The organism is Elusimicrobiales bacterium (genome assembly GCA_041651175.1).
GTDB lineage: Bacteria > Elusimicrobiota > Elusimicrobia > Elusimicrobiales > Elusimicrobiaceae > JAQTYB01.
Window position 1 is genome coordinate 139526 of the sequence record JBAZJT010000003.1, and the last position, 26533, is coordinate 166058.

General features: G+C 60.6%; 24 protein-coding genes. 12 read left to right on the forward strand and 12 right to left on the reverse strand.

The window, feature by feature from the left end; genetic code table 11:
- Window positions 1-2: 2 nt before the first annotated feature.
- The 6 genes from mnmE to rpmH all read right to left on the reverse strand — a co-directional run bounded on the left by mnmE (window position 3) and on the right by rpmH (window position 4802).
- The gene (mnmE, locus tag WC421_03185) at window positions 3-1346 is read right to left on the reverse strand and encodes a tRNA uridine-5-carboxymethylaminomethyl(34) synthesis GTPase MnmE (GenBank protein ID MFA5161226.1); all 1344 of its coding nucleotides are present in this window, start codon (window positions 1344-1346) and stop codon (window positions 3-5) included.
- 101 nt (window positions 1347-1447) lie between these two features.
- Window positions 1448-2413 (reverse strand): Jag N-terminal domain-containing protein, encoded by a 966-nt coding sequence (locus WC421_03190; protein MFA5161227.1) that lies wholly within the window; start codon window positions 2411-2413, stop codon window positions 1448-1450.
- 82 nt (window positions 2414-2495) lie between these two features.
- Window positions 2496-4043: a membrane protein insertase YidC gene (gene yidC, locus WC421_03195; protein MFA5161228.1), complete on the reverse strand. Its 1548-nt coding sequence runs from the start codon at window positions 4041-4043 to the stop codon at window positions 2496-2498.
- Window positions 4044-4078: 35 nt separating this feature from the next.
- On the reverse strand, window positions 4079-4306 hold the full coding sequence (yidD, locus tag WC421_03200) for a membrane protein insertion efficiency factor YidD (protein MFA5161229.1): 228 nt from the start codon (window positions 4304-4306) through the stop codon (window positions 4079-4081).
- On the reverse strand, window positions 4296-4655 hold the full coding sequence (gene rnpA, locus WC421_03205; protein ID MFA5161230.1) for a ribonuclease P protein component: 360 nt from the start codon (window positions 4653-4655) through the stop codon (window positions 4296-4298). Before rnpA ends, yidD begins: the two co-directional genes overlap by 11 nt.
- Before the next feature lie 6 nt (window positions 4656-4661).
- Window positions 4662-4802, reverse strand: coding sequence for a 50S ribosomal protein L34 (rpmH, locus tag WC421_03210; protein MFA5161231.1), 141 nt, complete (start codon window positions 4800-4802; stop codon window positions 4662-4664).
- A gap of 37 nt (window positions 4803-4839) precedes the next feature.
- Here rpmH and recO point away from each other — a divergent pair, with 37 nt between their 5' ends.
- Window positions 4840-5523 (forward strand): DNA repair protein RecO, encoded by a 684-nt coding sequence (gene recO / locus WC421_03215; GenBank protein ID MFA5161232.1) that lies wholly within the window; start codon window positions 4840-4842, stop codon window positions 5521-5523.
- Window positions 5524-5537: 14 nt separating this feature from the next.
- On the opposite strand, the gene WC421_03220 is transcribed toward recO, so the two are convergent.
- Window positions 5538-7850 carry a PAS domain S-box protein gene (locus WC421_03220; GenBank protein MFA5161233.1) on the reverse strand — a complete coding sequence of 771 codons (2313 nt, stop codon included), beginning with the start codon at window positions 7848-7850 and terminating at the stop codon, window positions 5538-5540.
- Between the two features lie 153 nt (window positions 7851-8003).
- Here WC421_03220 and WC421_03225 point away from each other — a divergent pair, with 153 nt between their 5' ends.
- Entirely contained in the window at window positions 8004-8918 is a 915-nt protein-coding gene (locus tag WC421_03225; GenBank protein MFA5161234.1) for a glycine--tRNA ligase subunit alpha, read from the forward strand.
- A gap of 3 nt (window positions 8919-8921) precedes the next feature.
- The gene (glyS, locus tag WC421_03230) at window positions 8922-11153 is read left to right on the forward strand and encodes a glycine--tRNA ligase subunit beta (GenBank protein MFA5161235.1); all 2232 of its coding nucleotides are present in this window, start codon (window positions 8922-8924) and stop codon (window positions 11151-11153) included.
- Between the two features lie 9 nt (window positions 11154-11162).
- On the opposite strand, the gene WC421_03235 is transcribed toward glyS, so the two are convergent.
- From WC421_03235 to WC421_03255, 5 genes are all read right to left on the reverse strand, one after another.
- Complete coding sequence (locus WC421_03235; GenBank protein ID MFA5161236.1) at window positions 11163-12164, reverse strand: site-specific DNA-methyltransferase; 1002 nt, start codon at window positions 12162-12164, stop codon at window positions 11163-11165.
- 130 nt (window positions 12165-12294) lie between these two features.
- Window positions 12295-13077 carry a hypothetical protein gene (locus WC421_03240; protein MFA5161237.1) on the reverse strand — a complete coding sequence of 261 codons (783 nt, stop codon included), beginning with the start codon at window positions 13075-13077 and terminating at the stop codon, window positions 12295-12297.
- Between the two features lie 93 nt (window positions 13078-13170).
- Window positions 13171-14019 carry an energy-coupling factor ABC transporter permease gene (locus tag WC421_03245; protein ID MFA5161238.1) on the reverse strand — a complete coding sequence of 283 codons (849 nt, stop codon included), beginning with the start codon at window positions 14017-14019 and terminating at the stop codon, window positions 13171-13173.
- Window positions 14020-14084: 65 nt separating this feature from the next.
- Window positions 14085-15455 (reverse strand): BamA/TamA family outer membrane protein, encoded by a 1371-nt coding sequence (locus WC421_03250; GenBank protein ID MFA5161239.1) that lies wholly within the window; start codon window positions 15453-15455, stop codon window positions 14085-14087.
- Window positions 15452-17056, reverse strand: a complete 1605-nt coding sequence (locus tag WC421_03255; protein ID MFA5161240.1) for an NAD+ synthase — start codon at window positions 17054-17056, stop codon at window positions 15452-15454. Before WC421_03255 ends, WC421_03250 begins: the two co-directional genes overlap by 4 nt.
- A gap of 191 nt (window positions 17057-17247) precedes the next feature.
- On the opposite strand from WC421_03255, the gene WC421_03260 reads away from it, so the two are divergent.
- The 9 genes from WC421_03260 (at window position 17248) to WC421_03300 (ending at window position 26247) form a co-directional block, all read left to right on the forward strand.
- On the forward strand, window positions 17248-17691 hold the full coding sequence (locus WC421_03260; GenBank protein MFA5161241.1) for a division/cell wall cluster transcriptional repressor MraZ: 444 nt from the start codon (window positions 17248-17250) through the stop codon (window positions 17689-17691).
- The gene (rsmH, locus tag WC421_03265; protein MFA5161242.1) at window positions 17688-18575 is read left to right on the forward strand and encodes a 16S rRNA (cytosine(1402)-N(4))-methyltransferase RsmH; all 888 of its coding nucleotides are present in this window, start codon (window positions 17688-17690) and stop codon (window positions 18573-18575) included. Before WC421_03260 ends, rsmH begins: the two co-directional genes overlap by 4 nt.
- A 193-nt stretch (window positions 18576-18768) precedes the next feature.
- Entirely contained in the window at window positions 18769-19074 is a 306-nt protein-coding gene (locus WC421_03270; protein MFA5161243.1) for a hypothetical protein, read from the forward strand.
- Between the two features lie 6 nt (window positions 19075-19080).
- Window positions 19081-20970: a penicillin-binding protein 2 gene (locus tag WC421_03275; protein MFA5161244.1), complete on the forward strand. Its 1890-nt coding sequence runs from the start codon at window positions 19081-19083 to the stop codon at window positions 20968-20970.
- A gap of 8 nt (window positions 20971-20978) precedes the next feature.
- A complete protein-coding gene (gene murF, locus WC421_03280) occupies window positions 20979-22328 on the forward strand; it encodes a UDP-N-acetylmuramoyl-tripeptide--D-alanyl-D-alanine ligase (GenBank protein ID MFA5161245.1) in 1350 nt (449 codons plus the stop codon).
- Window positions 22328-23413: a phospho-N-acetylmuramoyl-pentapeptide-transferase gene (mraY, locus tag WC421_03285; protein ID MFA5161246.1), complete on the forward strand. Its 1086-nt coding sequence runs from the start codon at window positions 22328-22330 to the stop codon at window positions 23411-23413. The genes murF and mraY overlap by 1 nt, the downstream gene beginning before the upstream one ends.
- Window positions 23410-24558 (forward strand): putative peptidoglycan glycosyltransferase FtsW, encoded by a 1149-nt coding sequence (locus tag WC421_03290; protein ID MFA5161247.1) that lies wholly within the window; start codon window positions 23410-23412, stop codon window positions 24556-24558. Before mraY ends, WC421_03290 begins: the two co-directional genes overlap by 4 nt.
- On the forward strand, window positions 24522-25643 hold the full coding sequence (locus WC421_03295) for a UDP-N-acetylglucosamine--N-acetylmuramyl-(pentapeptide) pyrophosphoryl-undecaprenol N-acetylglucosamine transferase (GenBank protein ID MFA5161248.1): 1122 nt from the start codon (window positions 24522-24524) through the stop codon (window positions 25641-25643). The genes WC421_03290 and WC421_03295 overlap by 37 nt, the downstream gene beginning before the upstream one ends.
- Window positions 25644-25674: 31 nt before the next feature.
- Complete coding sequence (locus tag WC421_03300) at window positions 25675-26247, forward strand: HNH endonuclease (GenBank protein ID MFA5161249.1); 573 nt, start codon at window positions 25675-25677, stop codon at window positions 26245-26247.
- Window positions 26248-26533 lie beyond the last annotated feature (286 nt).

Sequence of the window (26533 nt, forward strand, 5' to 3'; positions counted from 1 at the left end):
AATCACTTCCCCACGCAGAATTTGCCAAACACCGCGTCCAGCACGTCGTCTGCGGCGGTGCCGCCGGTTACTGCGGCAAGGGCGGACAGCGCGCTGCGGACATGCTCCGCCGCCAGCTCCAGCGGCGGGGACGGGCGGCTCAGTATTTCCAGCGCCGCCGAAACCTCGTCCAGCGCGGAGCGGACGCAGCCATAATGCCTGGCCGAGGTGATTACGGTTTCCGGATTTTCCGCGCCGCAGGATTGGACAAGCAGGCTTTTAAGCCCGTCCAGGCCCTCGCCGGTTTTGCAGGAGATGCGCGCCGCCGGGCCGAATGGCGCCGGATGCGGGCCGCCCGCGTCGCTTTTGTTGGCGGCTATTATGGCCTTCGCGCCGCAGGCGCATATCTCCCGCCAGACGGCATGGTCGCGCGCGTCCGCAGGGCGGGAGCCGTCCAGCACGAACACAACAGCGTCGCAACGCGCCAGCGCGCCGCGCGCGCGGGCCATGCCTTCGGCCTCGGCGGGGTCAAGCGCGTGCTCGCGTATGCCGGCGGTATCGGTAAGAATGAATTTCCTGCCGCAGATTTCAACGGCTTCGTCCACGGTGTCGCGCGTGGTGCCTTCCAGCGGGGAGACAATGGCCCTGCCGTAACCCGCCAGGGCGTTTAGCAGGCTGGACTTGCCGGCATTGGGCGCGCCGGCTATGGCCACGCGCGCGCCCTGTTTTATCATTCTGCCGGAGGCGAAACTGCCGGCCATCGCGCGCAGTTCCGCGGCAACGAGGCCCAGACCGGCATCGCCGGAAAACGGCTCCTGCTCGGCGTCGCCGTCGTCCAGCCGGGCTTCCATGCCGGCCAGAGAATCTATCAGCGCGCCGCGCAGCCGCGCAAACCGGGCCGACAGGCCGCCCCCCGCCATATTCAGCGCGGCTTTGTGGGCGGCCCCGGTTTCGGCGCGGACAAGGTCGCAGACGCCCTCGGCCTGCGCAAGGTCCATTTTGCCGTTGCGCCAGGCGCGCAGAGTGAACTCCCCCGGCAGCGCCGCGCGCGCGCCCAGCGCGATTGCGGCCTCCACCGTCCTGGAGAGTATGTACGGCGAGCCGTGGCAGGATATTTCCGCCACATCCTCGCCGGTAAAGCTGAATGGGGATTTAAAGGAGGTTACAAGAACATCGTCTATCTTGCCGGAGGAATCCGCTATTTCGCACAGCACGGCTTTGCGGGGGGGAAATTCCGCCGCGCGCCGCGCCAGAGCGCGCGCTATGCGCGGCGCATCGGGCCCCGAAATGCGCGCCACGCCCACCGCGCCGGGCGCGCAGGCCGTGGCGGCTGCAGCTATGGTATCGCCTTCGGGGTAGATATTCATGCCGTGCTTGCCACCGAACCAAACCGCCCCGCGCCAAAAATGCCGAAACTATCCGGGGGTAAATCCGCGCGCGCGCCCCGCGAGGGGCGCGCGCGGAGATATCAGGCCGGCTGGGCGTTTTTCTGGCGCGGTTTGAGTATCACTTTGCGCCAGCGGCCCTCGCCCTCGGAGCAGGTTTCCACATTGGGATGGCCGGAGAGCATTTTATGAACGAACCTGCGCGTGGCGGCGGACATTGGCTGCATCCTGTAGGGCCTGCCGGAACGCTCCACCTCTTTAACGCCGCGGTTGACGCCGGCCACAAGCCCGGCCTCCAGGCGGCGCCAGTATCCTGCGGTGTCTATCTGGACCGCTATGGGGGAGTTGCTCCTGCGGCTTATCATCAGGACGATTATGTACTGGAGGGACTCTATGGTCTTGCCGTCGCCGCCGATGACGGTTTCCGGCGAGTCGCAGTCAAAATCCAGCATGATGCGGGACTGCACGCCGTCCCACCCCAGCTTGATATTGTCGGCCTTGACGCCGATTTTGGAAAGTATTTCCAACAGCGCGGTTTTGGCCTGTTCCGCCGACTGCTCCAGCTGCTGGGGAACGGGCTGGTATTCCACGGGGGGCAGTTCGGCCTGCTGCGGCTGCGGCTCCGTCCCTTCCGCCTGTTCCGGCTCGTCTTGTTTTTTTGCGGAGATTGCGGAAAGCGGTATACGCTCGAATCCCGCGGAGTTCACCGCGTAAAAACCGTCCTGCCGGCGGGGCCTGGAATCGCGGCGCTCGCCGCGCCCGCCACGCCCGCCTCTGCCTTCCTGCCTGCCGCCGCGCTCGCGCGGGCCGGCTCCGCCGCGACGCTGCCGGGGGCGCTGACGGTCGTCCGCGTCGCCCTCCGCCTCGCCGTGGCTCCATTTCTTTTCGCGCACCGTGACAATTGCGGGCTTGGCCCCTATCCCCAGAAACCCCGAGGAGCCTTCCTGCTTTATCACCACTTCAACCTGATCCCTGCGCAGACCTATTTCGGCCAGCGCCTTGTCAACCGCGTTCTGCACGGTTTTGGCTTCCGCCTGAACTTCACGCATTGTTGTTGCCTCCTGGAGCATGCCCGGCATTCCCGCATCCGCCAAAGCCGTAGCGCGGCGCGCGGGAATTGTGGACATGCCGTTAAACCGTTCCCTCCATCTTGCGCTGCAGATACAACTGCTGGCCGAAGCCGATTACGTTGCTTACAAGCCAGTACAGCACAAGGCCGGATGGGAAACTTAAAAACATGAAAGTAAATATCACCGGCATCCATTTCATGACGGCGGCCTGCGACGGGTCCGTTCCCTGGGTCGCAAGCGTCATTTTGTTCTGGAAAAACATTATGCCGCCCATCACTATAGGCAGCACGTAATACGGGTCTTTCGCCGACAGGTCCCCTATCCAGAGCATGAAATGCGCGCCGTGCAAATCCCAGGAATTGCGCAGCGCGGTAAACAGCGCCACAAAAACCGGCAATTGCAGCAGCATCGGCAGGCAGCCGCCGAACGGGTTGGCCCCCTGCTTCTTGTAAAGCTCCATCATCTCGGCGTTCATGCGCTGGGGATTGTCCTTGTTGCGCTTTTGAATTTCCTGAAGCTTTGGCTGGATTTTGCGCATTATAAGGTTCGCCTTGAAACTTTTAAGCGTGAGAGGGAACATCACCGCCTGCACAAGCAGCGTCAGCAGGATTATCGCCCAACCGTAATTGCCCGTGATCTTATGGTTAAAATACAGGATTTTCATTATAAACTTTCCCAGCGGGCCGAAAAACCCGAAGTCCACCGCGCGGTCAAGCCCGTGCCCCAGCGAGGTCAGTTGGCGGTAATCCTTGGGGCCGAAATAGAACTGCACGGACCAGGTTTTGGGCTGGCCCGGCTGCAAGACGGCATTATCGGCCACTGCATACAGCGAGGGGGCGTCCTCTTTTTTGGCATAGGCGATATCCCCGGCGCGCCAGTTCTGCGGTATTATGGCGGCCAGAAAATAGCGGTTGTCCACTCCGGCCCACAGCCAGCCGTCCTGCGGCTTCTTGGACGACAAATCGTTCACCACGGGGTTTTTGCGCCCTTCCTGCTTGGCCACATAAACCGCCTTCCAGAGCTTGGGATTTTCCTCTTTTTCGGTGGCTACGGTGCCTATCCCCGGCCCCAGATGCATGCCCCAGGCGGGCAGCTCCACCGACTTTGCGGTCCTGTTAACAGCGGTGATTGTGATAGAGCCCAGCCCGTTTCCGCTCCAGCGGAACACTTTCTCCACCACAACGCCCCTGGCAGGCTCCGCCGTGAAAGTTATGGCGTCGTTTGTGCGCTCCTTGAGGCGGAACTCCACATCCGTCATGGTGGCGAAAAAGCCCGGTTCGGAATGGGGCACAAGTTCGGCTATGCTTACCGGGCCGAAATACTGGAAGCTGGCTATGCCCGCGCCGCGCGGAGAAAACATCAGCTCCGTTTCCGGGGTTCTGAACGGAATTCCGGCCAGCGGCGCGGATTTGCGCGGCGACTGGCCTTCCAGCGGCACGGTCTTTGGCGAAATTGAGGGGGCAAGCTTGTTTTCGGCAAGGCGCGGCTCGCCCTGCGCGGCGGCGGCAGCCGGCGCTTTGCGCGGCGGGTACTGCTTCTGCATCCAATAGGCCCAGCCCGCATACACGGCAAGCGACAGCGTGAAAGCCAGAACGAGGTTTTTGCTCATTGCGCGAAATCTCCTTGCGACGGGAGATTCTCAGACTACCGCGGCACCGGGTCAAAGCCGCCGGGGTTGAACGGATGGCATCTGGCAACGCGCTTTGCGGAGAGGAACAGCCCTTTCACCGGCCCATGCAGCGATACGGCTTCAATCGCATAATCCGTGCAGGAAGGCGCGAAACGGCACACCTTCGGTCCCAGCACGGGCCGCGCAAATTTGACAATCCGCAGCGCAAAGCACACCGCCGCGGAAAACGGACTAGCCCGCATAAATTCCGGCCTTCTTCCAGATGCGGAGAACCGCCTTCTCCATGTCCCCGCATGCGCCGAGGTTTCGGTCCGACCTCGGGCACATTATCATTTCGCAGCCGTCCGCTATGAGACGGCGATGCAGTCTGAAAACTTCCCTTATAAGCCTGCGCGCGCGGTTTCGCTTAACCGCGCAGCCCAGCGCTTTCTTCGACACTATAACGCCCAGCCGCTGCCCCGCGCCTTCGGCGCGCAGGTGCCACATCGCGAAATCCCTGTCGGAAGTTTTCACTCCGTGGGAAAACAGCCGCTGGAAATCCCTTTTCAACAGCAGCCGGCAGCCGCGCGGAAAATCGTTGGCGGGCTGCACGGGCGGTTACGGCTTCGGAATAAGATGAACGCGGCCCTTGCGTCTGCGCGCGCTGAGCACTTTCCTTCCGCCCTTGGTTTTCATCCGCGCGCGGAAGCCGATGGCTTTCGCCCGTTTTCTTCTGTTCGGTCTGTATGTAGGTAGCATAATATCGTATTATAATAAATCCCGGGCACGGGCACAAATGATTTTAACGGACACCGCCATAACGCTCCTGCGCGTCAACACGCGCGAAAACGACCGCGCCGCCTGCGTCTACACCAGAACGCGCGGCAAGCTGGTGCTGCATTTCCGCGGCGTGAACCGGCATCAGGGCAAGCTGAAGGCCTTCGCGGAGCCGCTCTCCTGCGCCGAGCATCGCTACAGCTTCAGGCCCGGCGCGCTGACCGGCACCGCCGCCGGCGGCAAGCTGATAACCGTTTTTCCCGGAATCCGGCGGGATTACTCAAAGCTGGTGCTGGCGCTGCATTTCTGCGAGCTGCTGCACCAGATGACGCCGGCTTCCCAGCCCAATCCCCTGAAATACGACCTGCTGGAAAGCGCGCTGCGCCACCTTGATTCCGCCGCCGCGCCCGGCGCCATGCGCCATGCATTCACGCTCCGGCTTATGGCGCTTGCCGGCTTCGGGCTGGACCGCCCCGTTCTGGGGATAGACAGGGAATTCTGGCGCAAGCTTCATCACGCGGATTTTTGCGATTTGGAATGCGGCGATGACGAACTGGAATATCTTCCCAGAACGGAAACCGTGCTGCGGCGTTTTTTCGCCTCGCAGCTCAACCGCCCGCCGAACTCGCTGGCATTGATTGAGGCTCCGCCGGAACCCGCCGCCGCGCTTCCCTGCTGTGCAATTCCTCAAGGAATTACGTGAAATCCGGTAAAATATCAGGCTGACTCCGCCGGGATGGCGAAGGAGAAAGCGCTGCCCTTGCCCGCCTCGCTTTCAAACCGGACGGCGCCTTTGTGCAGTTCCGCCAGTTTTTTTACCAGCGCAAGCCCCAGTCCGGTGCCGGGTCTTTCCGCGTCAACCTGCGAAAAGGGCTTGAACAGCTTGTCCGTGTCCTGCGGCCTGACGCCGATACCAGTGTCCCTGACCGTTACCACCAGGAATTTGCCGGCCCCCGGACTGGCAGAGGCGATATCGGACATCCAGCCGCCGCCAAACGCGGACGGCTCCGCCAGTTCCGCCTTTATGGAAACAGAGCCGCCCTGCGGCGTAAACTTGATAGCGTTGGACAGGAGATTGAGAACTATCTGCCGGAGCCTGCGCTCGTCCGCAAAAACGGCGGCGTCCTCCGGGACGGCGATATCCTCAAAGAAATTGATTCCGGCCTGCGCCGCCTGCCCGCGCATCATGGCGCCGGACGATTCCACGATATCCCTGACCCGGACGCGGGAGAATGAAAGCTCCAGCTTGTCCGCCTCTATTTTGGACATGTCCAGTATGTCGTTGACAAGAGTGAGCAGATGCCTGCCCCCGAACAGCACGTTGCCGACATACTCGCGCTGCTTGTCGTTTAGTCCGCCGAACATCTCCTGTTCCAGCACGTCGGCGGAGACTATCACGGCGTTGAGCGGCGTGCGAAGCTCGTGACTCATGTTGGCGAGGAAGGCGGTCTTTGCCCTGCTGGCCGCGTCGCTGGCCTGCTTTTCCACCTCCAGCAGGCGGAGGGCTTCGTCTTTCCTTCTGCGCTCGGTTATGTCCCGGTCTACGCCGCGGTAGCCGCGCAGCCTGCCCTCCCCGTCAAAAACGGGAACGCCGTTGGTTTCCAGCGTCACCAGGACGCCGTCCTTGCGGCGGTGAACCGCCTCCAGCAGCGTAAACGGCTGGCGCCGGGCCGCATATCCCCCGAAAACCGGCATCACCCGCGCAGCCTCCTCCTGAGGCATGAAATCAAACGGGGATTTGCCCAACAGTTCCTCCGGCTCATATCCCAGAATATCGCGGCAGCGCTGGCTTGCGTAGGAGTACAAAGCCCTGTCATCGGTTTCCCAGAGCATGTCTGATGTCATTTCGCTGATATCGCGGAATTTCTCGTTTATGTCCTGGCGGCGGCGCTCCTCGGTAACATCGCGGAAGACAAGCACCGCGCCCAACATTTTGCCGGAGGCGTCCAGAATCGGCGCGGCGCTGTCGGCGATATCGGCTCTGCCGCCGGCAAGGCTTATCAGCAGGGCATTGCCGGCCAGCTCCGCCGCGCCGCCGGTATCAAGCACGCGGACCACAGGATTGGGGCATTTCGCCAGAGTTTTCCCGCTGACCGGGCTGAAAACCTCCGGCAGCGGCCTGCCCAGCGCGGCCCGCTCGCTCCAGCCGGTCAGCCGTTCCGCCACCTTGTTCATCATGGTTATGCGGCCTTCAGTATCCGTGGATATCACCGCGTCGCCGATGGAGCGCAGCGTAACCGCCAGACGCTCCCTTTCGGCGGCGACGGCGGCCTCCGCAATTTTACGCTCCGTTATGTCGGTATGCACCCCGACCGTGCCAATGACCTTGCCGCTCTCATCCTTCATGGAATAGGCGCGCAACAGTACGTCTATGACGCTGTTATCGCTGCGGAACATTTTCACTTCGCCGCTCCAGACTCCTCCGCCGTTGACCGCGATGAAAACCTCTCGCCCGATTTTTTCATCCACGAAAACCGTGGAGGGCGGGCCGGATTCGCCCTCAGTCTGCTCCACCGTCCTGCCGAACAGCCGGGTGAAAGCCTCGTTCTGATAATAATGCCGCCCCTGCGGCGTGGCCATGCCGATGGCGTCGGTGGAATGCTCCACGGCCTTTTGGAAATAGCGCAGCCGATTCTCCGCCGCGCAGCGAGCGGTAATGTCGCGGCACAGCATAAGCACCCGGCGCGAGTCTCCGGCACGGGTTGCCGTGGCGTTTATTTCCACCGGGGTTATATTGCCGTTCCGGTCCGCGTAATCTATTTCCAGATTCCTTATGTGCCCGTCCTTGGCGCATTTCGCGGCGGACTGCTCGCTCTTCTTGCTCTCGTACCCGGCTGTCCACTCCAGCACGCTTCTGCCCAATATCTCCTTAAGCGAGTTGTGCCCGGTAAGGCGCACATATTCGCCGTTGGCGTCAAGAACGCGGCACTGGTCGTCCAGCACCGCATAGCCGGTGTTGGTGGTTTCCACAAGGGCGCGGTAAAGCTCCTCGCTTCTGCGCGCGGACGCGGCGGCCCTGGCGAGTTTCACATATACTTTTTTAGCAAACGATAAATATCCCACGCCGAGAGTATATCAAAATCGCGCCCTCCAAAAATCCGGTTGCGGGATTCTTTGACTTTGCTCCTCCGCGCGGTTTTTTGATTGAATCTCGGATAGCGGCGTTTTTGCCGCCGGAGGATTATGGATTTTCAGGATATCGTGTCCACGCTTTCCGATTATTGGAAGAAACAGGGCTGCTGCGTCATACAGCCCTACGACATTGAAAAAGGCGCGGGGACTTTCAACCCGGCCACCTTTTTCGGCTCGCTGACCGGCAAACCCGTCCGCCGCGCATATGTGGAACCGTCCCGCCGCCCCGCCGACGGCAGATACGGCGACAATCCCAACCGGCTGGCCAAGTATTACCAGTTCCAGGCGATAATAAAACCCGCGCCGGAAAACAGCCAGAAGCTCTATCTGGATTCGCTGAAAGCCATCGGACTGGACCCCAAAGCCCACGACATCCGCTGGATTGAGGACGACTGGGAATCTCCCACCCTGGGCGCCTCCGGCGTGGGCTGGGAGGTGTGGCTGGACGGAATGGAGATAACGCAGTTCACCTATTTCCAGCAGATGGCGGGGTTTACGCTGAATCCGATTACGGTTGAAATCACCTACGGGCTGGAACGTATCGCCATGTACAGCCAGAAAAAGCGCAATGTCTACGACGTAAGCTGGAACGGCGCAGTCTCCTACGGGGACCTGCATCTGGAGCAGGAGCGCCAGTTCTCCCGCTACAACTTTGAGGAGACAAATCCCGACAACCTGCGCCGCTATTTCGGCGATTACGAGCGCGAATGCCTTGACCTTGCCGCCAAGGGGCTGTATCTGCCGGCTTACGACGCGGCGATGCAATGCTCCCATTATTTCAACCTGCTGGACGCGCGCGGCGCGGTTTCGGTAACCGAGCGCGCCCTGCTGATAGGCCGCGTGCGCGCCATGGCGCGCAAATGCGCCGCCGGGTACGTGGAGGCGCATTCGCCGAAAACAGCCTCCTGCGAAGGCACCGCCCGCCGCGAGGCCGTCGCCGATATCGCCGAGCATATAAAAGAGTAGACTATGACAACCGCACTCCTTGAAATCGGAACCGAACATCTGCCCGCGCGTTTTGTAAAGCCCGCGCTGCGCCAGCTTGAGGACAACGCGCAGAAACTGCTGTCCGAAAAAAGAATCGCTTTTGAAAGCGTCCGGACCTGCGGCACTCACCGGCGGCTGGCGCTTTTCATAGACGGGCTGGCGGACTCCTCGCCGGACGCGGAAAAAGTGGCGCTGGGGCCGTCGGTTTCCAAATGGAAGGACGCAAACGGCAAATTCACCCCGCAAAGCGAGGGTTTCGCCCGCGCGCAGGGCGTTGCGCCGGACAAGCTGTACCCGGTCCAGTCGCCAAAAGGCGAGGTGCTGGCCGCAAAAAAAATCATAAAAGGCGAAAGCGCGCGCCAGATTCTCTCCGAGATTTTCCCGAAGCTGATTGCCGGGCTGCAATTTCCCAAAAACATGGTGTGGGAGGAAAGCCAGTTCCGCTTCGCGCGCCCCATACGCTCGCTCGCAGGGCTGCTGGGGAAGGATGTGGTTAAATTTGAAATCGCCGGGGTGAAGTCTTCAAATAAAATCTCCGGGCAGACGGGGGGGAAACCGGTCAAACTATCCGCCCCGGAAGAGTATCTCCCTTCGCTTGAGAAAGAGACGGTCGTCTGCGAGCCGGAAAAAAGGCGCGCGCAGATAACAGCCGCCGTCAGGGAGCAGGCCGCGCTCTGCGGCGCGGAGCCCGCGCTGGACGAGGATTTGCTGGAGGAAACCGTCTATCTCGCCGAAAACCCGATGCCCCAGCACGGCGGGTTTGACAAGCGCTTTATGAAGCTGCCGCCGGAGCTTATCACCACCGTGCTTAAAAAGCAGCTCAAATTTTTCCCGACGGTAAATCCGCAGGGCGAGCTTACTCACAACTTCATCGCCGTTTGCGACGGCGCGCACGGCAACGTAGCCGAGGTCCGGGCCGGCTTTGAAGCGGTGGTGGAGGCGCGCCTGTCGGACGCGATGTTTTTCTTTGAAAAGGACCTCACCCGCCCGCCGGACGACATGCGCGGCAAACTGGGCGAAATCCTGTTCCACGAAAAACTCGGCAGCATGTATCAGAAATCCGCGCGGGTGGAGCATCTGGCCCGCTGGATATGCGAGCGCATACGGCAGGACATTCATCTGGACGAATTCGCCGTGCTGCAGGCCGCCAAATTCGCATATGCGGACCTGGCCAGCGAAGTGGTGCGCGAATTCCCCGAATTACAGGGTTCCATGGGCGGCGAATACGCGGCCCGCGCGGGCGAGCAGTCGCGCGCCGCGCTGGCCATAAAGGAATTCTATTTTCCGCTGACCGCCAAATCCCAGCTTCCGACCACTCTGGAAGGCGCGATAGTTTCCCTGGCCGGAAAAATGGACACGCTGGTCGGCGACTTCGCCGTGGGGATGGAGCCTACCGGCAGCGAGGACCCGCACGGGCTGCGCCGCCAGGCGGCGGGGCTGGTCAGAATCATGATGGAAAAGGGGCTGCCGCTGTCCGCCTGCGAGATAGCAGGGCATGCGTTTTCGCTGCTGCCGGACGATTTCAAAAGCGGCGAGCTTACCCGCCGCGTGAACCTGCTGCGCCGCCAGCTCTCCGATAAAGAGCCGGAGCCGCTGCTGCCGGACCGCGATAAAATACTGCGCGCGGCGGAAGAGTTTATCTGGCAGCGGGCCGAAACCATTCTGGCCGAAAAAGGCTTCGGGCCGGATGAAATCCGCGCCGTGCGCCAGGCGCAGTTCCGGGGCGGGGAGCTGGCAAAGCCCATGTCTTTCGGCGAGGTTTTCGCCCGCGTCTGCGCCCTGCACAACATGCGCAAAGACGCCGATTTTGAGGCGGTGGCGGTTTCGTTCAAACGTGTCGCCAACATCACCCGCAAGGCCGATGCCGAGCGCACCCCCTCCCCCGCTGCCGCCGGGGCGCAGTCCGCGCAAACCGGCCCCGCGCAGGCGGACCGGGCGCTGTTTTCAACCGCCGCCGAAAACGACCTTTACGCCGCCATGAAGGCCGTGCGCGCAAAGACGGACCTGCACCTCTCCGGCCCGCGCGCCACTCAGCTTGATTACGAATACTGCCTGAAGGAAATGGTGTCGCTCAAGCCGCAGATTGACGGGTTTTTCACCTCGGTCATGGTGATGGACAACGACCCCAAAATCCGCGCCAACCGGCTGGCGCTGCTGGGCGAACTCTACGAGATGCTGGCTTCCGTAGCCGACATCAGCCAGCTTCAGCAGTGATGTGATTTTTCAGGAAGAAGAGCCGTCAGCCGTTGAAAATTCGTATTCCGCCGCGACAAACAGGTCCGGCGCAAGCTCGTCGATGCGTTTTTGCGCTGTTCTTATAGCCGCCTCAGACTGGTCAATCCCGATCCACTGGCGGTTGAGAGACTGCGCCGCCACAAGCGTAGTGCCGGAACCCGCAAAGCAATCAAGCACCAACCCGCCTTCATTAGAGGAGGCGGAAATAATAAATTTCAGCAAATCCGGGTTTTTTTCGGTCGGGTATTGAGGATATTGAGGGTCCTTGAACTCCCATATATCCTGCATTTTCTTGCCGTCCCTTTCATCAAGGAAAATCTTCTTGCGCGGAACGCCGGCTGATGACCATTCTATCAGCCCGTCCCTGTCCCACGTCTCCAGAACCGCGGGATTGGTGCGCCAGTGGCGGCCTTCCGGCGGTCTCATCCCTTTCCACGGCTTGCAAGTGTCGCCGTTCGCGGTTTCGCCGGGGGCATGAAGCGGTATTGTGGCATAACGCCGCCCGCCTTCGTCGGTTTTACGGAACAAGCGCAGCGCATCCTCCGGGGAGAATGAAACGCGCGGGTCGTTCCACACCGGAGAATCCGTTTTGGAATAGAACAACAGCAAATCCTTGATGTTGCCGTAAGCTTTCCTGTGGAAATTTTTGGGGTTGCATTTGATGCGCGTTATATCATTCCTGAAATTCTCCCGCCCGAACACCTCGTCCATTATAATTTTCACATAGTGGCCTACTTTATAATCAATGTGCAGATAAATGGAGCCGCTCGGCGACAGAAGCTCCCTTAAGAAAATCAGCCGCTCACGCAGAAATTCCAGGAACTCGTCCCCCACGAGGTTATCGCAGTAGGCTATGGCGTCCTTTCTGCCGCAGCTTATGGTATTGGCGCGGCTTTCGCCCATTCTGAATTGCCCGTTTGTGGCAAAGGGCGGGTCAATATAAACAAGGTCCACCTTCCCGGCGTGAGTGTCAAGCAGCGTTTTCAGCACAGAAAGATTATCCCCGCGGATAAGTTTATTTTCCGCTCCGGCACCGGAAACAACCTGAAGTCTGGCTCTTTTGGTTGCCGAGAGTATTTCCTTTTCGCTTTTTTTGTTCTCGTACGAAATGCGCATAAAATCAAATCTGATACAGGAATTCGCGCAGGACAAGCGCGCTCATTATATTGCCGCTTCGCAGCCGGGCAATTGTCTTATGCATTTTATTATTGCCCTTTATGTATAGCACCCCGTCAAGCACAGCAACCGTTATGGCTTTCACGCCCGGCGTCTGCATTGTGGCGAGAGCGTCTTCAAACTGCGCATCCTGATGCCCGCCGAAATCAGTTAGAAACTTGGCTTCTCCGATGACATATTTTCCGTTGAAGCGGCCCACAAAATCCAATCCCTTGTTGCGCTTATAGTTCAGGGTACGCCGGGCAAAGGCCATCATTTCAGCATCGCCTGCGTCCAGCACGGCATTTCCACGCTCTTTCAGGAACATATCAAGCTTAAGCGGTTCCACTCCCAAGGATTTTTTATTAAGCCAGCGACGGAACAGCGGGCCTATCTGCCTGTTCGTTTCCTTCGGTTCGCAGGAACGGGAATGTATTTTATCAAGCCCCATCTCATACAGACGTCCGCAAAGACGGCTAACCGTTCCGGGGTTCCGCTTCAATGCAGTTTTGTCCCGTTTGAGGTATGCCACATAGGAATCTTTTATCGGGAATAATTCAAGCCGCAGCAAATTTTCAAGAAGCGCCGCATTATCCCGCTTCTCAAACGCCCGCTCCACAGCCTGCCAGAGTTTTGGGTCAACTTCGCGGATACCATCGGGGATAGTGGGGTATACTTGAAACAAATCATCCAGATAATTCCGCTGATTCGCATACTCAATACTAAATTGCGTCCACGGATTTATCATGCATCCATTTTACCAAATTCCGGATATGTGGTATTTCGGAGCGAAAGGTTACACCAAGCCCCCCGCAAACGCGGGGGGCTTGGTGTAGGCAAATCAGGCTTTTTGCGGGGACAGGGTTTTCGCCGCCAGATACGCCGCGCAGAAAACAACCGCCGCCCCCAGCGCGCCCGCCGCCGCAACAGAAAAATGCGGATTGGCAACCGCAGGCAGCGCATACCCCGCAAGCGGCGCGCTGAAAACCGCGGCGGAGGCTGTCTGCTCCAGCAGGCCGGGCAGTTTGCTGGAAAAAGGCGCGGCTACCACGGCGCACGCCGCAGCCGCCAGCGCAGGCGCATAATCCGCGGAGGATTGCCGGCGCGTCGCAAACAGCTTTACCGCCGCCACTGTGACTGCCGCCTCCGCAACGCCCGTCAGCGCATGGACGGGAAGCATCGCCCGCAAGGTGTTGCCAAGCTGACCCCGAGACGCAATCTCAAAAGAACAGGCCGCGGCTGCAGCCACGACTGACGCCCACGCCGCAAAACCAGTGGCCGCCGAATCCCGCATTCCGGCCTTTGTGAAATAATGCCGCAGCAGGCCGCCCAGCCCGGCGCCTATCAGCGCCATGTTGATTACATTGGCCCCAAGCGCGGTTACACCGCCGTCGCCGAAAATAAGAGTCTGCCCCGCCAGCGCTATCGCCATCGCTATTATGCCGTGCGGAACGCCCAGCAGCGCGGCGGCAAGCGTCCCGCCCAGGAAATGGCCGGATGTGCCGTGCTGCACCGGAAAATTCAGCATTTGCACCGCGAAAACAAAAACGGAAACCGCCGCGAATTTGGCGGGGGCCGGCTTGTCCTTTGACTTTGCGGCGGCATAGCCGCTTGCGGCCAGCGCCGTTACCGCCACGGCCGCCGTAACCGGGCAGACCCGCCCGTGCATCATTGAATCCGGTATATGCATAACAAGCCTCCTTAAACCATTCTGTTCAAGCCGCCTGAAGCGGGATTACCCACAGTTTAGCAAAATCAGAAAGGGTAGCCGACGTGTATGATGACATTGGTGCCTTCTTTGCTGAAGGCGAAATCCGCCGTGGCCACCACCTGCGGGCGTATCACAATCCGAAAAGCCCCGCCGTAGCCGACGCTGAACTGTTTCGGCTGCACCCGGCCCAGCGTGCTGTAAACCGTGCCCACATCTATAAACGGGGTGAATTCAAACTCGCTGAAAAAATTCATCACCGACACTTTCCACGGGGTAACGCGCTGCTCTATGTTGAAAACTATTTTGCCCGCGTCCACAAATCTCCCGTCGCCGACGGCGCGCAGCCCCGTGCTTTCGCCCAGGGTGGGCATCGCGTAAAACGGCAGCGTGTCCTGGCCCTTGACGTTTTCAATCAGCGCGTGGACGGCGGTAACCTGCTTGCCCTGCCCCCTGTAGTTGAAATAATGCTTCATCTCGGCGCTGTAATAATTATAGGAGTAATCGCTGGCCACGCCGTGCCGGGAAAAAGCGGCGGAGGCCGCCGCGTAAGTGCCGCGCTTGGGAATGACGGGATGGTCGGTATCGTCGTAAAAAAGCGAAAGCCGCTGTATCAGGAAATCGCGCATATCCGACGTCTGGCTGTAGATGGCGGGGTATTTATCCTTCAGCTGCGGCAAAGTCGGCACCGGCCCCTGCGAGGTTTTGTACTGATAATAGGATTCCGTGAAATCCGCATAGAGATTGGCGGGCATGGGCGCGCTTATGGTGAACTCCCCGCCGGTTTTTTCCAGCGCGAAGGTGGCCTTGCCGTCCTCCGTGCTTTCAGGCCCCGTGCCGTAGAAAGAGGCTTTGCCGTTTATCCAGTGGCGCATCTCGGCGTTGACGCGCCAGCGCGTTCCCATGAAGGCGGGATTGCTGTAGCGCAGAAAAAGCTCGCGCTGCACGATTTCGGAGTATGAAAGCCGCGCCACCCACAGTTGCACGTCGTCCGGGAAAAAATAATGCCTGTAGGTGAAAGTGGTCCGCAGGTACTGGTTGTAATTCACCGACGGCGCAAGCACGGAGGAAATGGCTTTGCGTTTTTCGTCGCGCAAAGCCCATATGGGCATGAGGCCGTAATTGGGGCCGAGGTCGCGGCTGGAATCCACCACGGGAAGCAGCAGCAGCGGGCCGGGCCGCAGCGGAATCACTATTTTGCTGAAAATCTTCTCGGCGAAATTTTTGGGGCGCAGGTCTTCGGGTTCCGGCTGGGCATAGGGGGCCATCAGTTTTTTCTGATATTCCGCGCTGATCTGCTCCAGCATAAGCGGCGTGTTTTTTTCCGCCAGTATCTGCGGCAGCGACGGCTCGAAATACTCCGCGCGCGCCGGCCCCGCCATAAACGCAACCGCAAGCGCCGCGGATAAAAATTTCATCTATAGCTCCCGCGCGCAACCGGCATGCGCCTGCCGACGCCGAATGCCTTCTGCGTCAGCTTCAGTCCGATGGCGGCCTGCTTGCGCTTGAACTCGCTGAAATCCATCTTGTCCAGCATTTTGCGGACCAGCCTGCCGCCACGCGGCGTTTTGCCTTCCTCTATGTAGGATTTTATTATACCGTCCAGCACCTCGTAAGGGGGAAGCTCGTCCTGGTCGGTCTGGTCCGGGCGCAGCTCCGCGCTGGGGGGGCGGGTTATTGTATGCTCCGGTATCGGCGCGCCCATGCGCGCGTTTATATGCCGCGCCAGCGCGTAAACCTTTGTCTTTGCCAGGTCGGCAAGCGGGGCAAGCCCGCCGCACATGTCGCCGTATAAAGTACAGTAGCCGACGGCAATCTCGCTTTTGTTGCCGGTGGACAGCAGCATCGCCCCGGTCTTGTTGGACAGCGCCATCAAAAGCGCGCCGCGTATGCGGGCCTGCAAATTCTCCTCGGTGATATCGGACGGCAGGCCGCAAAAAAGCGGCGCAAGCGCGGCGTCAAAGGCGGCGCGCAGCGGCTCTATGCCTATCTCCTGATACTTCACGCCCAGATTTTGCGCCAGCATTCTGGCGTCGCGCGCGCTTTCCGGCGCGCTGTAGCGCGAGGGCATGGCCACGCCGGTCACATTCTCCGGCCCCAGCGCATAAGCCGCCAGCGCGCACACCACCGCCGAATCTATGCCGCCGCTAAGCCCCAGCACCGCTTTTTTGAAACCGCATTTGGCCAGATAATCGCGTATCCCGGCAGCCAGCGCCAGGAAAATCTCCTCCCCGTCGGAGAGGGGGGGGATTTCCGCCAGCGGCTTGCCGCTGGTTTCAAAAACGACCAAATCCTCTTCAAACGGCTTTGCCCTGGCGATTACGCGGCCCGCCGCGTTCACGGCGAAGCTGTTGCCGTCGAAAACCAGGTCGTCGTTGCCGCCGGCCTGGTTGCAGTAGACAAAAGGCGCGCCGGTCCTGCGCGCATGCGAGGCGATAAGCCGCCGCCTCAGCGCGGGCTTTCCTTCGCAGAAAGGCGAGGCGGAAAGGTTTATCACCGCGTCGGCGCCCTTCATGGCGGCAACCGGGTCCTGCTGTTTGTACCGGCGAGGCAGGGCGGAGTTCCACACGTCTTCGCAAATGGTTATCCCCAGCTTCTTTCCGCGAAACCGCAGAGGCAGGTTGCGAGATGCGGATTCAAAGTATCGCGCCTCGTCGAAGACGTCGTAGGTGGGAAGAAGAGTTTTGGCGCGCACGGCCACACGCCTGCCCGCGCGCAGAAGCGAGGCGCAGTTCAGCAGCCGCTTGCCGGTGCCGGCGCGGTTGAACTCCACATGCCCGCACAAAATGGCGGTCTTATCCGAGGCTGCCGCAAGCCGGGCCAGCGCGCGGGAGCAGGCATGGACAAAAGCATCGTCCTCCCACAAATCCCAGGCGGGATAGCCGGTAAGCGCGCATTCCGGGAAAACCGCGATATCCGCGCCCAAAACCTGCGCCCTGCGGGAAAATTCCAGTATCCTGGCGGAGTTGCCGCCTATATCGCCCACTTTGGGGTTTATTTGCGCCAGCGCTATACGCATAAATCCATTCTACCAAATGCGCCGCGCGGCAGGCCGCCGGCCCGAGCCCCGCCCGGCAGCGCAGAACGCCGCTTCTTCCGAACGCGAGCGGCCGTCGGAAATTCGGCCTTGACAACGGCGCGCATTTGACCTATGCTAATCTTGTGTGGGAATTGGCGGCATAAAGTGGCAAAAAGTGGCAAAAGAAGATTATGGCTTTCTTCGGCATTCACCGGTACCGCGCTGACGACAAGGGGAGGCTTTCGCTTCCGCCGGATTTCCGCGCCGCGCTAAAGCGCGAAAACGGCGCGGGCTTTGTGGTAACCACCGGGCCGGAGAACTGCCTTTACCTTTTCCTGCCGTCGCAGTGGGAGGCGCTGGCCTCCGGCGGGCTGCCCGCCTCCGGCGGGGACAAGCGCGCGCTGCGCGCGTTCCGCCGCTATTTTTTCGGCAATGCGGCGCAATGCGCGCCGGACGCGATGGGCAGAATCCTGCTGGCCCCGGCGCACAGGGAGCATGCCTCAATCGGCAGGGAGGCCGTGATAGTGGGCGTGGGCGGCAAGGCCGAGATATGGGACGCCGCCCGCTGGAAAAAGTACAATAAGACCGATATCGCGCCGCGGGCGAAGGAATTCGCCAAGGTCTACGACATATGACTTCCGCCTCCCACACGCCGGTGATGCCGCAGGAAGCGCTGCATTGGCTGGCGGTAAACCCCGACGGGGTTTATTTTGACGGGACATGCGGCCTCGGCGGGCACAGCGGGCTGATTTGCGCGCGGCTCTCGCCACGGGGCAGGCTGGTGGCCGCCGACATGGACGCGCAGTCGCTGGAAATCGCGCGCGAAAATCTGGCGGAATACGCGGACAGAGTTGTTTTTGCGCACGGCAATTACGCCGGCATCGCTGATATCGCGCGCGAGCATGCCAAAGACGGTTTTGACGGCGCGCTTTTTGATTTGGGTCTCAGTTCGTGGCAGTTAAGCCAGAATCGCGGGTTCAGCTTCAGGGACGGCGGCGGGCTGGACATGCGTTACGACAGGAGGAGGGGAGTATCCGCCGCCGAGATAGTCAACACATGGCCGCAGGAACAGCTCAAAGACATGATAAAACGCCTCGGGGAGGAGCGTTTCGCGGGACAGATAGCCTCGGCCATAGTAAAAGCGCGCGCAGCCGGGCTGATAGACACGGCGGCGCGCCTGGCGCAGACGGCGGAGAAAGCCGTTCCGCGCAGAACATGGGGCGCGATACACCCCGCCACCAGAACTTTCCAGGCTCTTCGTATCACCGTAAACGGCGAGCTGGAGAATGTGGAAAAATCGCTTAAATCCCTTCCGTCCGCGCTTAAATCCGGCGGGAGGGCGGTGTACATAACTTTTCAGTCGCTTGAGGACAGATTGGTAAAACACGCTTTCAGGGATATGGCGGCGGACGGCAGTTGGAGTGTTCTTACACGAAAACCGGTCGTAGCGCAGGAGCGGGAGACGCAGGAAAACCCCCGCTCGCGCAGCGCAAAGCTGCGCGCGGCGCAAAAGATTTGATGCCGTCCGGTTCCCGCTTTCGCCGGAAACGGCGCGGGCGGAAACCGGGCGGAGAAAGGTCCGTCTTGTATATCGTTGGGCGCGTTTGAAACTGTCGCCGGGGGCTTCGGCGGCGCGGGCGGGATGTATTCCGCGCGGGCCGGCGCTAAGTCCAGCGGCGGAAGATCTGCTTCGCGGCGGAGGCGCAATGATCATGCAAGAAAGAACTGCGTTCCTATGGATGCTTTACGCGGGCCTGGTGGCGCTGGCGCTGGTCTGCGAGCGCGTGGAGGCCACCCGTTCCGGCCTTGAGATGGCGCGCCTGCAGCGCGAGATCAGGCTGAAACAGGCCGGAAACGAGCATATCCGTTTTCAGATAGACGAGCTGAAATCGCCCGCCCAACTGGAGCAGGCCGCCCGCGCGCGCGGGCTTACCGCGCCGGAGCCGGGCGCAATGACAATTCTGGGAGACATACCGCGCCCCGCCAAAACTTCCGGCTGGCTGGCGCGGCTGCCTTAGCGGTTGATGACGACTGTAAAATCCCGCATAAACCTCTGCGGATACATCTGCCTTGCCGGGGCCGCGGCCGTGCTGCTGCGGCTGTTCTACCTGCAAACCTTCCGCCACGACGAGCTTGCGCGCAAGGCCGCCCGCACCGGAGCCGCATCCGAGCGGCAGGCCGCCGCGCGCGGACGCATTCTGGACAGGGAAGGCGTCGTGCTGGCGGAATCGCTGCGCACATACTCCTGCGCCATCCTCAAAAAGCAGGCCGCAAAACGGACGGAGCTGGTGGCCGCGCTTTCCGCCGCGCTGGGCATGCCGCGCGCCGAAATTTACGACAAATGGCGCAGGGCGGAAAACTTTTTCTATGTAAAACGCAAACTGTCTCCGGCGGAGTATGAGCGCCTGAATCAGGCCTTACGCGCGAAAAAGCTGGAGGGCGTTTCCGTTGAGGTGGACTACACCCGTTTCTATCCCGGACAGGACCTGGCGCGGGACATAGTGGGCGCCGTGGACTACGAAAATGCCGGCAATTCGGGGCTTGAACGCCTCTACGAGGACATTCTGGGTGGTAAAACACCGCCCTCAAAAGCCCTGAAAAACCGCTACGGCGGCGAGGCCGCAGCGGACGCAGGCGGCACTCCCGGCGCGTCGGACATATACCTTACCCTGGACAGCAGGGCACAGTTCATCGCCGAATCCGCGCTGGACCGCGCGGTAAAAGACGCCAAAGCCGCCGGCGGCTTCGCGGTGGTGCAGGACCCGGCGTCCGGCGCGGTGCTGGCGGCGGCGTCCTCGCCGCGCGGCAGCGGGCGCAGCCTGCCTTTCCAGTGGACTTACGAGCCCGGCTCCACATTCAAGATGGTTACCATGTCCGCCGCCATAGAGAAGGGCAAGGTGAACCTCTCCGACACCATGGACTGCGGCAAGGACGGCAAGTGGCAGTTCAATTCCACGGTAACCATAAACGACGACGAGCCGGAAGGCGAGCTGTCCGTGCCGGACGTGCTTGCGCGCTCGTCCAACATCTGCTCGGCCAAGATAGCGCTGAAAACCGGGCTGGAAAATTTCTATCCCATGGTGCGGGCATACGGCTTCGGCACCAGAACCTCGCTGGACTTCCCCGGAGAATCCAAGGGAATACTGCGCCCGCCGGAAAAATGGAAGCCGCTGGACCTTGCGGTGGCGGGCTTCGGGCACGGGGTGGCGGTTACGGGGATGCAGCTTGTGTCCGCCTATTCCGCCATAGCCGCCGGCGGCGTGCTGATGGAGCCGCAGCTGGTAGACCGGATAACCGACAATGCAGGGCGCGTCGTCTATTCCGCCAGGCCGCGCGAGATACGGCGCGTAGTCTCCTCCAAAACGGCGCAGACCATGAACACGCTGCTGCGCCGCGTGGTGGAAAAGGGAACCGGCGCCAAAGCGCGGATTGCCGGCTACACCGTTGCCGGGAAAACGGGCACCGCCCGGAAACTGGACGAAAACGGCAGGTATTCAGCGTCGCGGCATGTGGCTTCTTTCTGCGGATTCGTGCCGGCTTCCGCGCCTAAATTCACGATACTGGTGGTCATAGACAATCCCGCCACGATATACGGAGCCGAGGCCGCCGCGCCGGTTTTTGCCGCGATAGCCAAGCGGCTGCTGTCCATGGCCGCAATAATGCCGGAGGAACCGCTGCCTCCGCCGCCGGCGGAAGAGCCGCGCGCGTCCGCGCCCAAACCCGCCGCACAAGACGGCGCAACCCCCGCACCGCCCGCCGCCGACAAGGCCAAGACGGCGCAGCCGAAGCCGGAAACGCCGCCCGCACCGCCGGATAAGCCGAAAACGCAGCAGGCCGCGCCGGGCCAGCCAAAACCGCCCGCCCTGCCGCCCGCCGTGAAACCGCCGCCCCATCTGCCGGCCAGGGCGCTATAGGAGACGCCATGAAACTCGCCATAACATGGAAAACCGCCGCCGAAGCGATGGGCGGCAGCCTGACCTCCCTGAACCCGGAGGAGATGCTGGATGAATTCACCACCGACAGCAGGCTGGTTAAGGAAGGCTCCGTTTTCTGGGCGCTGAGGGGCAAAAACCGCGACGCGCATGAATTTCTGGACGATATCGCCCGGAAAGGCGCGGCGGGCGCGATAATAGAGCATGGCAGGGCGAAATTATTCAGGAAGCCGCCGCGGCATCTGATTGAAACCGCCGACACTCTGAAGGCGCTTCAGCGCCTGTCCGCCTGGCACCGGCTGCGCTGGAAAATCCCGGTGGCCGCCGTAACCGGCACCAACGGCAAAAGCACCACCAAGGAGATGATAAAGGCCATTCTCTCCGTGCGCGGGCCCGCCTGCGCAAATGCCGGCAATTTCAACAACCAGTACGGCGCGCCGTTTTCGCTGCTGGAGATGGGGCCGGAGCACCGCTCCGCGGTGTTCGAGCTTGGCGCCTCCAAGCAGGGGGATATTCAGGAAATTGCGCAGCTTGTGCGGCCCGACGCCGCCGTGATAACCTGCGTGGGGCCGGCGCATCTGGAATTTTTCGGCGACCTGGAGACTGTTTACCGCACCAAGGCGGAAATAGCCGCCAGCCTGCCGCCGGGCGGCACGCTGGTCTACAATGCCGACGATCCGCTGCTGCGCCGGCTGGACAGCCAGTGGCGCGGCAGAAGAATCACCTTCGGCTTTGGCGAGGCGGACGTGCGCATAGCCGGGGAAGGCGGCTTCGCCCTCGTGCACGGCGGGCGCAGATATGAGATTCCGCTGGAACTGCTGCGCCACGACAGGCATAATGCCGCCGCGGCGGCCTCCGCCGCGCTGGCGCTGGGCTGGAACTGGGAGGAAATCGCGCAGGGGCTGGTTTCCTGGAAGCCGCTGCCCATGCGCATGCAGACGCAGACGCGCGGCAGCCTCCGGCTGATACTGGACGCCTACAACGCCAATCCCGTCTCCATGCGCGCCGCGCTGGACGCGCTGTCCGGCGGCGGCAATCCCCGCCCGCGCATAGCCGCGCTGGGCGACATGAAAGAACTGGGCGCGCATTCCGCGCGCTATCACGCGGAACTGGGGCAATGGCTGGCCGGCGCCGATATTGATAAGATATTCCTTGCCGGGCCGGAGATGAAGCATTGCGCCGACGCGCTGTCCGCCGCCGGAGCGGGCGGGAAAATGCGGCACGCGCAAACTCCGCAGGAATGGCTTGAGGAACTCCGGCAGGCGGCGGGCAACGGCGGGACGGTGCTGCTGAAAGCCTCCCGCGCCATGAAATTCGAAGAGATTATGGACAAACTCTGATGCTTTACTATCTCCACGAACTGCGCCATGTTTTCAGCCCGCTAAACGTCTTCCAGTACATCACCTTCAGGACTGGCGGCGCGATAGTAACGGCCTTCCTGCTGAGCCTGCTGCTGGGCCCCGCGCTTATACAAAGGCTGCGCCGGTACAAAATACAGCAGGTGCAGCGCGCCAACGGGCCGGCGACGCATCTGGCCAAGCACGGCACGCCCACCATGGGCGGGCTGCTGATACTGATAACGCTGGTCGCCGCCGTCGCGCTGTGGGCCAGGCCGGACTGCCGCTTCATCTGGCTGCTGATGTGGACCACGGGGCTGCTGGCCTTCGTGGGCATCTGCGACGATTACGCCAAGCTGGTCAAAAAGAATCCGGCGGGCGCGCCGTCGTGGCTGAAGCTGCTGGTCCAGCTTATAACCGCCCTGACGGTTGTGGCCTATCTGGCCTACGACCCGCCCAATGCAGGCTTTACCACCTCGGTAACCATTCCCTATACCAAACAGTTGACGGTTGACCTGGGGGCGCTGTATTTCGCGCTGGCGATGTTTCTGGTGGTGGGCTCGTCAAACGCGGTGAACCTTACCGACGGGCTGGACGGCCTCGCCGCCGGCAACATGATTTTATGCGCGCTTACCTGCGGCGTCTTCGCCTATATGGCGGGCAACGCGAAATTCGCCGCCTATCTTAAAATGATGCCGGTGGAAGGCGCGGGCGAAATAGCGGTGTTCATGGGCGCGCTGGCCGGCTCCTGCCTGGGGTTTCTGTGGTTCAACGCCCATCCGGCGGAGATGTTCATGGGGGACACCAGCTCGCTTTTTCTGGGCGGGGTGATAGGCGTGGCGGCAATCTGCGTCAAGCAGGAGTTGCTGCTGCCGGTGGTGGGCGGCGTGTTCGTGCTGGAGACGCTGTCGGTAATCCTCCAGATGGCCTCTTTCCGGCTGCGGGGCGGCAAGCGGCTGTTCAGGATGGCGCCGCTGCATCATCATTACGAGCTTGGCGGCCTGGCCGAGACGAAGGTTACGGTCCGCTTCTGGATTGCGGGGATAATGCTGATGCTGGCCGCGCTGGCCTCGCTGAAACTGCGATGATTTTAAGCCAAAGGCTAAGACGGCAGATTGCCGCCCTCAATCCGGCGGATTCTCCCTACAAGGTGGACAAGGGGCTGTTTTTCACCGCCCTGCTGCTTACGATGCTGGGAGTGATATTCATGTATTCCTCCAGCGCCTTCCTGGCGGATTACTACAAGCGGGACCAGTTTTATTTCTTCAAGCGGCAGATTGTTTTCGTGTCCGCGGGGCTGGCCCTGATGCTTTTCCTGGCCCGCTATTACGAATCGCTGCGCGCCAGGGTGAACGCCGAGCATCTGCTTTATGCCGCCTGGGCCGCGCTTGCCGCCGTCTTCCTGTTCAAACCGATAGCCAACGTGCACCGCTGGATACCGCTGGGGCCGGTTCAGATACAGCCGTCGGAGTTCGCCAAGATAACGCTGATAATCTACATCGCCGATTATCTGGACAAGGCCAGAAGCCGGGTGCAAAAGACCGGGCTGGCGCTGGGCAGGCCTTTCGTCATGACCGCCGTTACACTATTGCTCATCGGCGCGGGGCGGGACCTGGGAACTCCGATACTGCTGCTGGCCGTGGTTTTCCTGATGTTCTATGCGGCGGGGGCCAGGTTCGGCTCCATCGCCAAATGGGGGCTGCTGTCCGTGCCTGTCATAATCTACGCGGTGGTGAGCAACCCATACCGGCTCACCCGGCTGATGACTTTCATGTCGCCGCAAAAACAGGCGTCGGAGGCGGGGTATCAGCTGAGCCAGTCCTTTCTGGCGGTCGGCTCCGGCGGCTGGTTCGGCGCGGGGCTGGGCGCGTCCAAGATGAAGCTGATGTACCTGCCCGCGCCGCACACGGATTTCATATTCGCCATAATGTCCGAGGAACTGGGCTTTCTGCGCATGATTCCGCTGATAGGGCTGTTCGGGTATCTGCTTGCGCGCGGCATACGCACCGCAAAGCACGCCGACACTTTTTCCGGCTCCATGACCGCGCTGGGGCTTATTCTGATGATTGTCATACAGGCGTTTTTCAATATGGCGATGTCGCTGGGGCTGACTCCCACAAAAGGCGTGCCGCTGCCGTTTTTCTCTTACGGCGGCTCGGCGGCGCTGTCCACGCTGGCGATGACGGGGATACTGCTGTGCATCTCCATGAGGCGTCCGGCGGGGGCGCGGTGAAGGCGCTTATCGCCGGGGGGGGGACCGGCGGGCATTTCTACCCCGGCTATGCCGCCGCGCTGGAGCTTAAAAAGCGCGGCTGGGAAACACTTTTTTTCGTCAAAGAAAATGACATCTCAATAGCCGCGCTTGACGCCGCGCATTTACCCTGGACGCAGACCGCGCTGTGCGGCTTCCCGCGCAGCCTCAACCCGCTGGCCCATGCGGCGTTCGCCTGGAAGCTGGCAAATGCGCTGCGCATTGCGCGCAATGTTATCGCGGACTGGAAACCGGATATTGTAATCGGCACGGGCGGATATATTTCTTTCCCGGCGGTGCTGGCGGCGCGTTTATACGGAGTGCCGTCGCTTATACATGATTCCAACGCGGTTTTCGGGCTGGCCAACCGCGTCTGCGCCAAATTCGCCACCGCCATAGCCGCCGGTTTGCCGGTTCCGGGACAGAACGCGGTTATAACCGGCACGCCGGTGCGCGGGGAATTCGCCAATCTGCCCCCGCGCGGCGAAGCCGCTAAAATTTTCGGGCTGGACCCGCAAAAAAAGACTGTTCTTGTCTTCGGCGGCAGCATGGGCGCGCGCGCGTTCAATACCGCCGGCATCGCGGCGGAAACCGCGCTCTGCGCCAGAATGCCGGATTTGCAGTTCCTCCATATCGCCGGCAAAGCCGGCTATCCCGCGCTGGCGGCGCAAAAACTGTCCGCGAACATAAAGCTGCTGGAATACTGCGGAGAAATGCACGCCGCCTTCGCCGCGGCGGATTTGATAGTCTGCCGCTCCGGCGCAAGCACACTGGCCGAGCTTATCGCCGCGAAAAAACCGTCCATACAGATTCCGCTTCCCGTTGTCGCGGCCCATCAGGAGGACAACGGCAGAGTATTGGAGCGCGCCGGCTGCGCGGCAGTGATTTTGGAATCGCCGAATCTGTCCAAAGATTTGGAGCAAGCCATCGCCCGCCTTATTTCCGAACCGCAGTCCTTGCAGAAAATGTCAGACGCTTTCGCGGCATCCGGTCTGCCGGACCCGTTAAAAGCCGCCTCCGCCATAGCCGCCCTAGCCGAAAAAACCGCAGGAGAAATTCGCGCATGAAGACATTGACAATTAATCGGAGCGATTTACAATGAAGCTGTCAAAACACATTTTCCGTATGCCCACCAAACCAAGCATAATTGGGCGTTCCAGCAGCATGACAAATGCTTTTATTGCTGCGGTTATGCCATATATAGTCCCAACAGATGTGGAAGTGCGCGATGTGTTACAGAGGCTCGGAATGGACGAACGTAATATTCATTGTGCCTATTGCGGCGGGAAACATACAGAATGGGACCATCTTAAGCCATTTGTCGAGAACCGCAAACCTACGGGTTATTATACTTGTATTAGGAATCTCGTCCCTGCTTGTGGCAAATGCAATCAATCCAAAGGCAACAAAAACTGGCACGAATGGATGCGGAAAAAACATTCCGCAACGGAAGGCTTTGAAGGAAGATTTCACCGTCTGGAAGAATACGAGAGGTGGGGGCAAATATCGCCTTTACCGATAGAAAAAATCCTAGATGCAAAGATTTGGGACGCATATTTTAGCCAATGCAATAAAATTGTCGAAGCAATGAAAGCAGCACAAGACGAAGCCGATAAATTGGCGCCACTTATCTCAAAGTATGCTGAAAAAATAAAGTTGTCGGGTGTCTAGACCAGTTTAGTCATTTTTAATAGCCGCTGGACACCTATATGGACACCAAAAATCCGGCGGGAAAATACCGATTTATTCCAGGAGTTTCATGGCCAAACGGTGCAAATCCTCGTTGGCCAATGCGGCAACCTTTTTTTTCACGGTGCGGGAGAAATACTCTTTTTCCTGACTTCGCCAACGGGACACCCAGTGGTTATTGACGGATAATGTTGTAAAGCTGCTGTTGTTCCGCGTCCATTCTCAATAACTGCTTCTTTCTTTCTCCGTGTTCCGGCGCATACTCCAA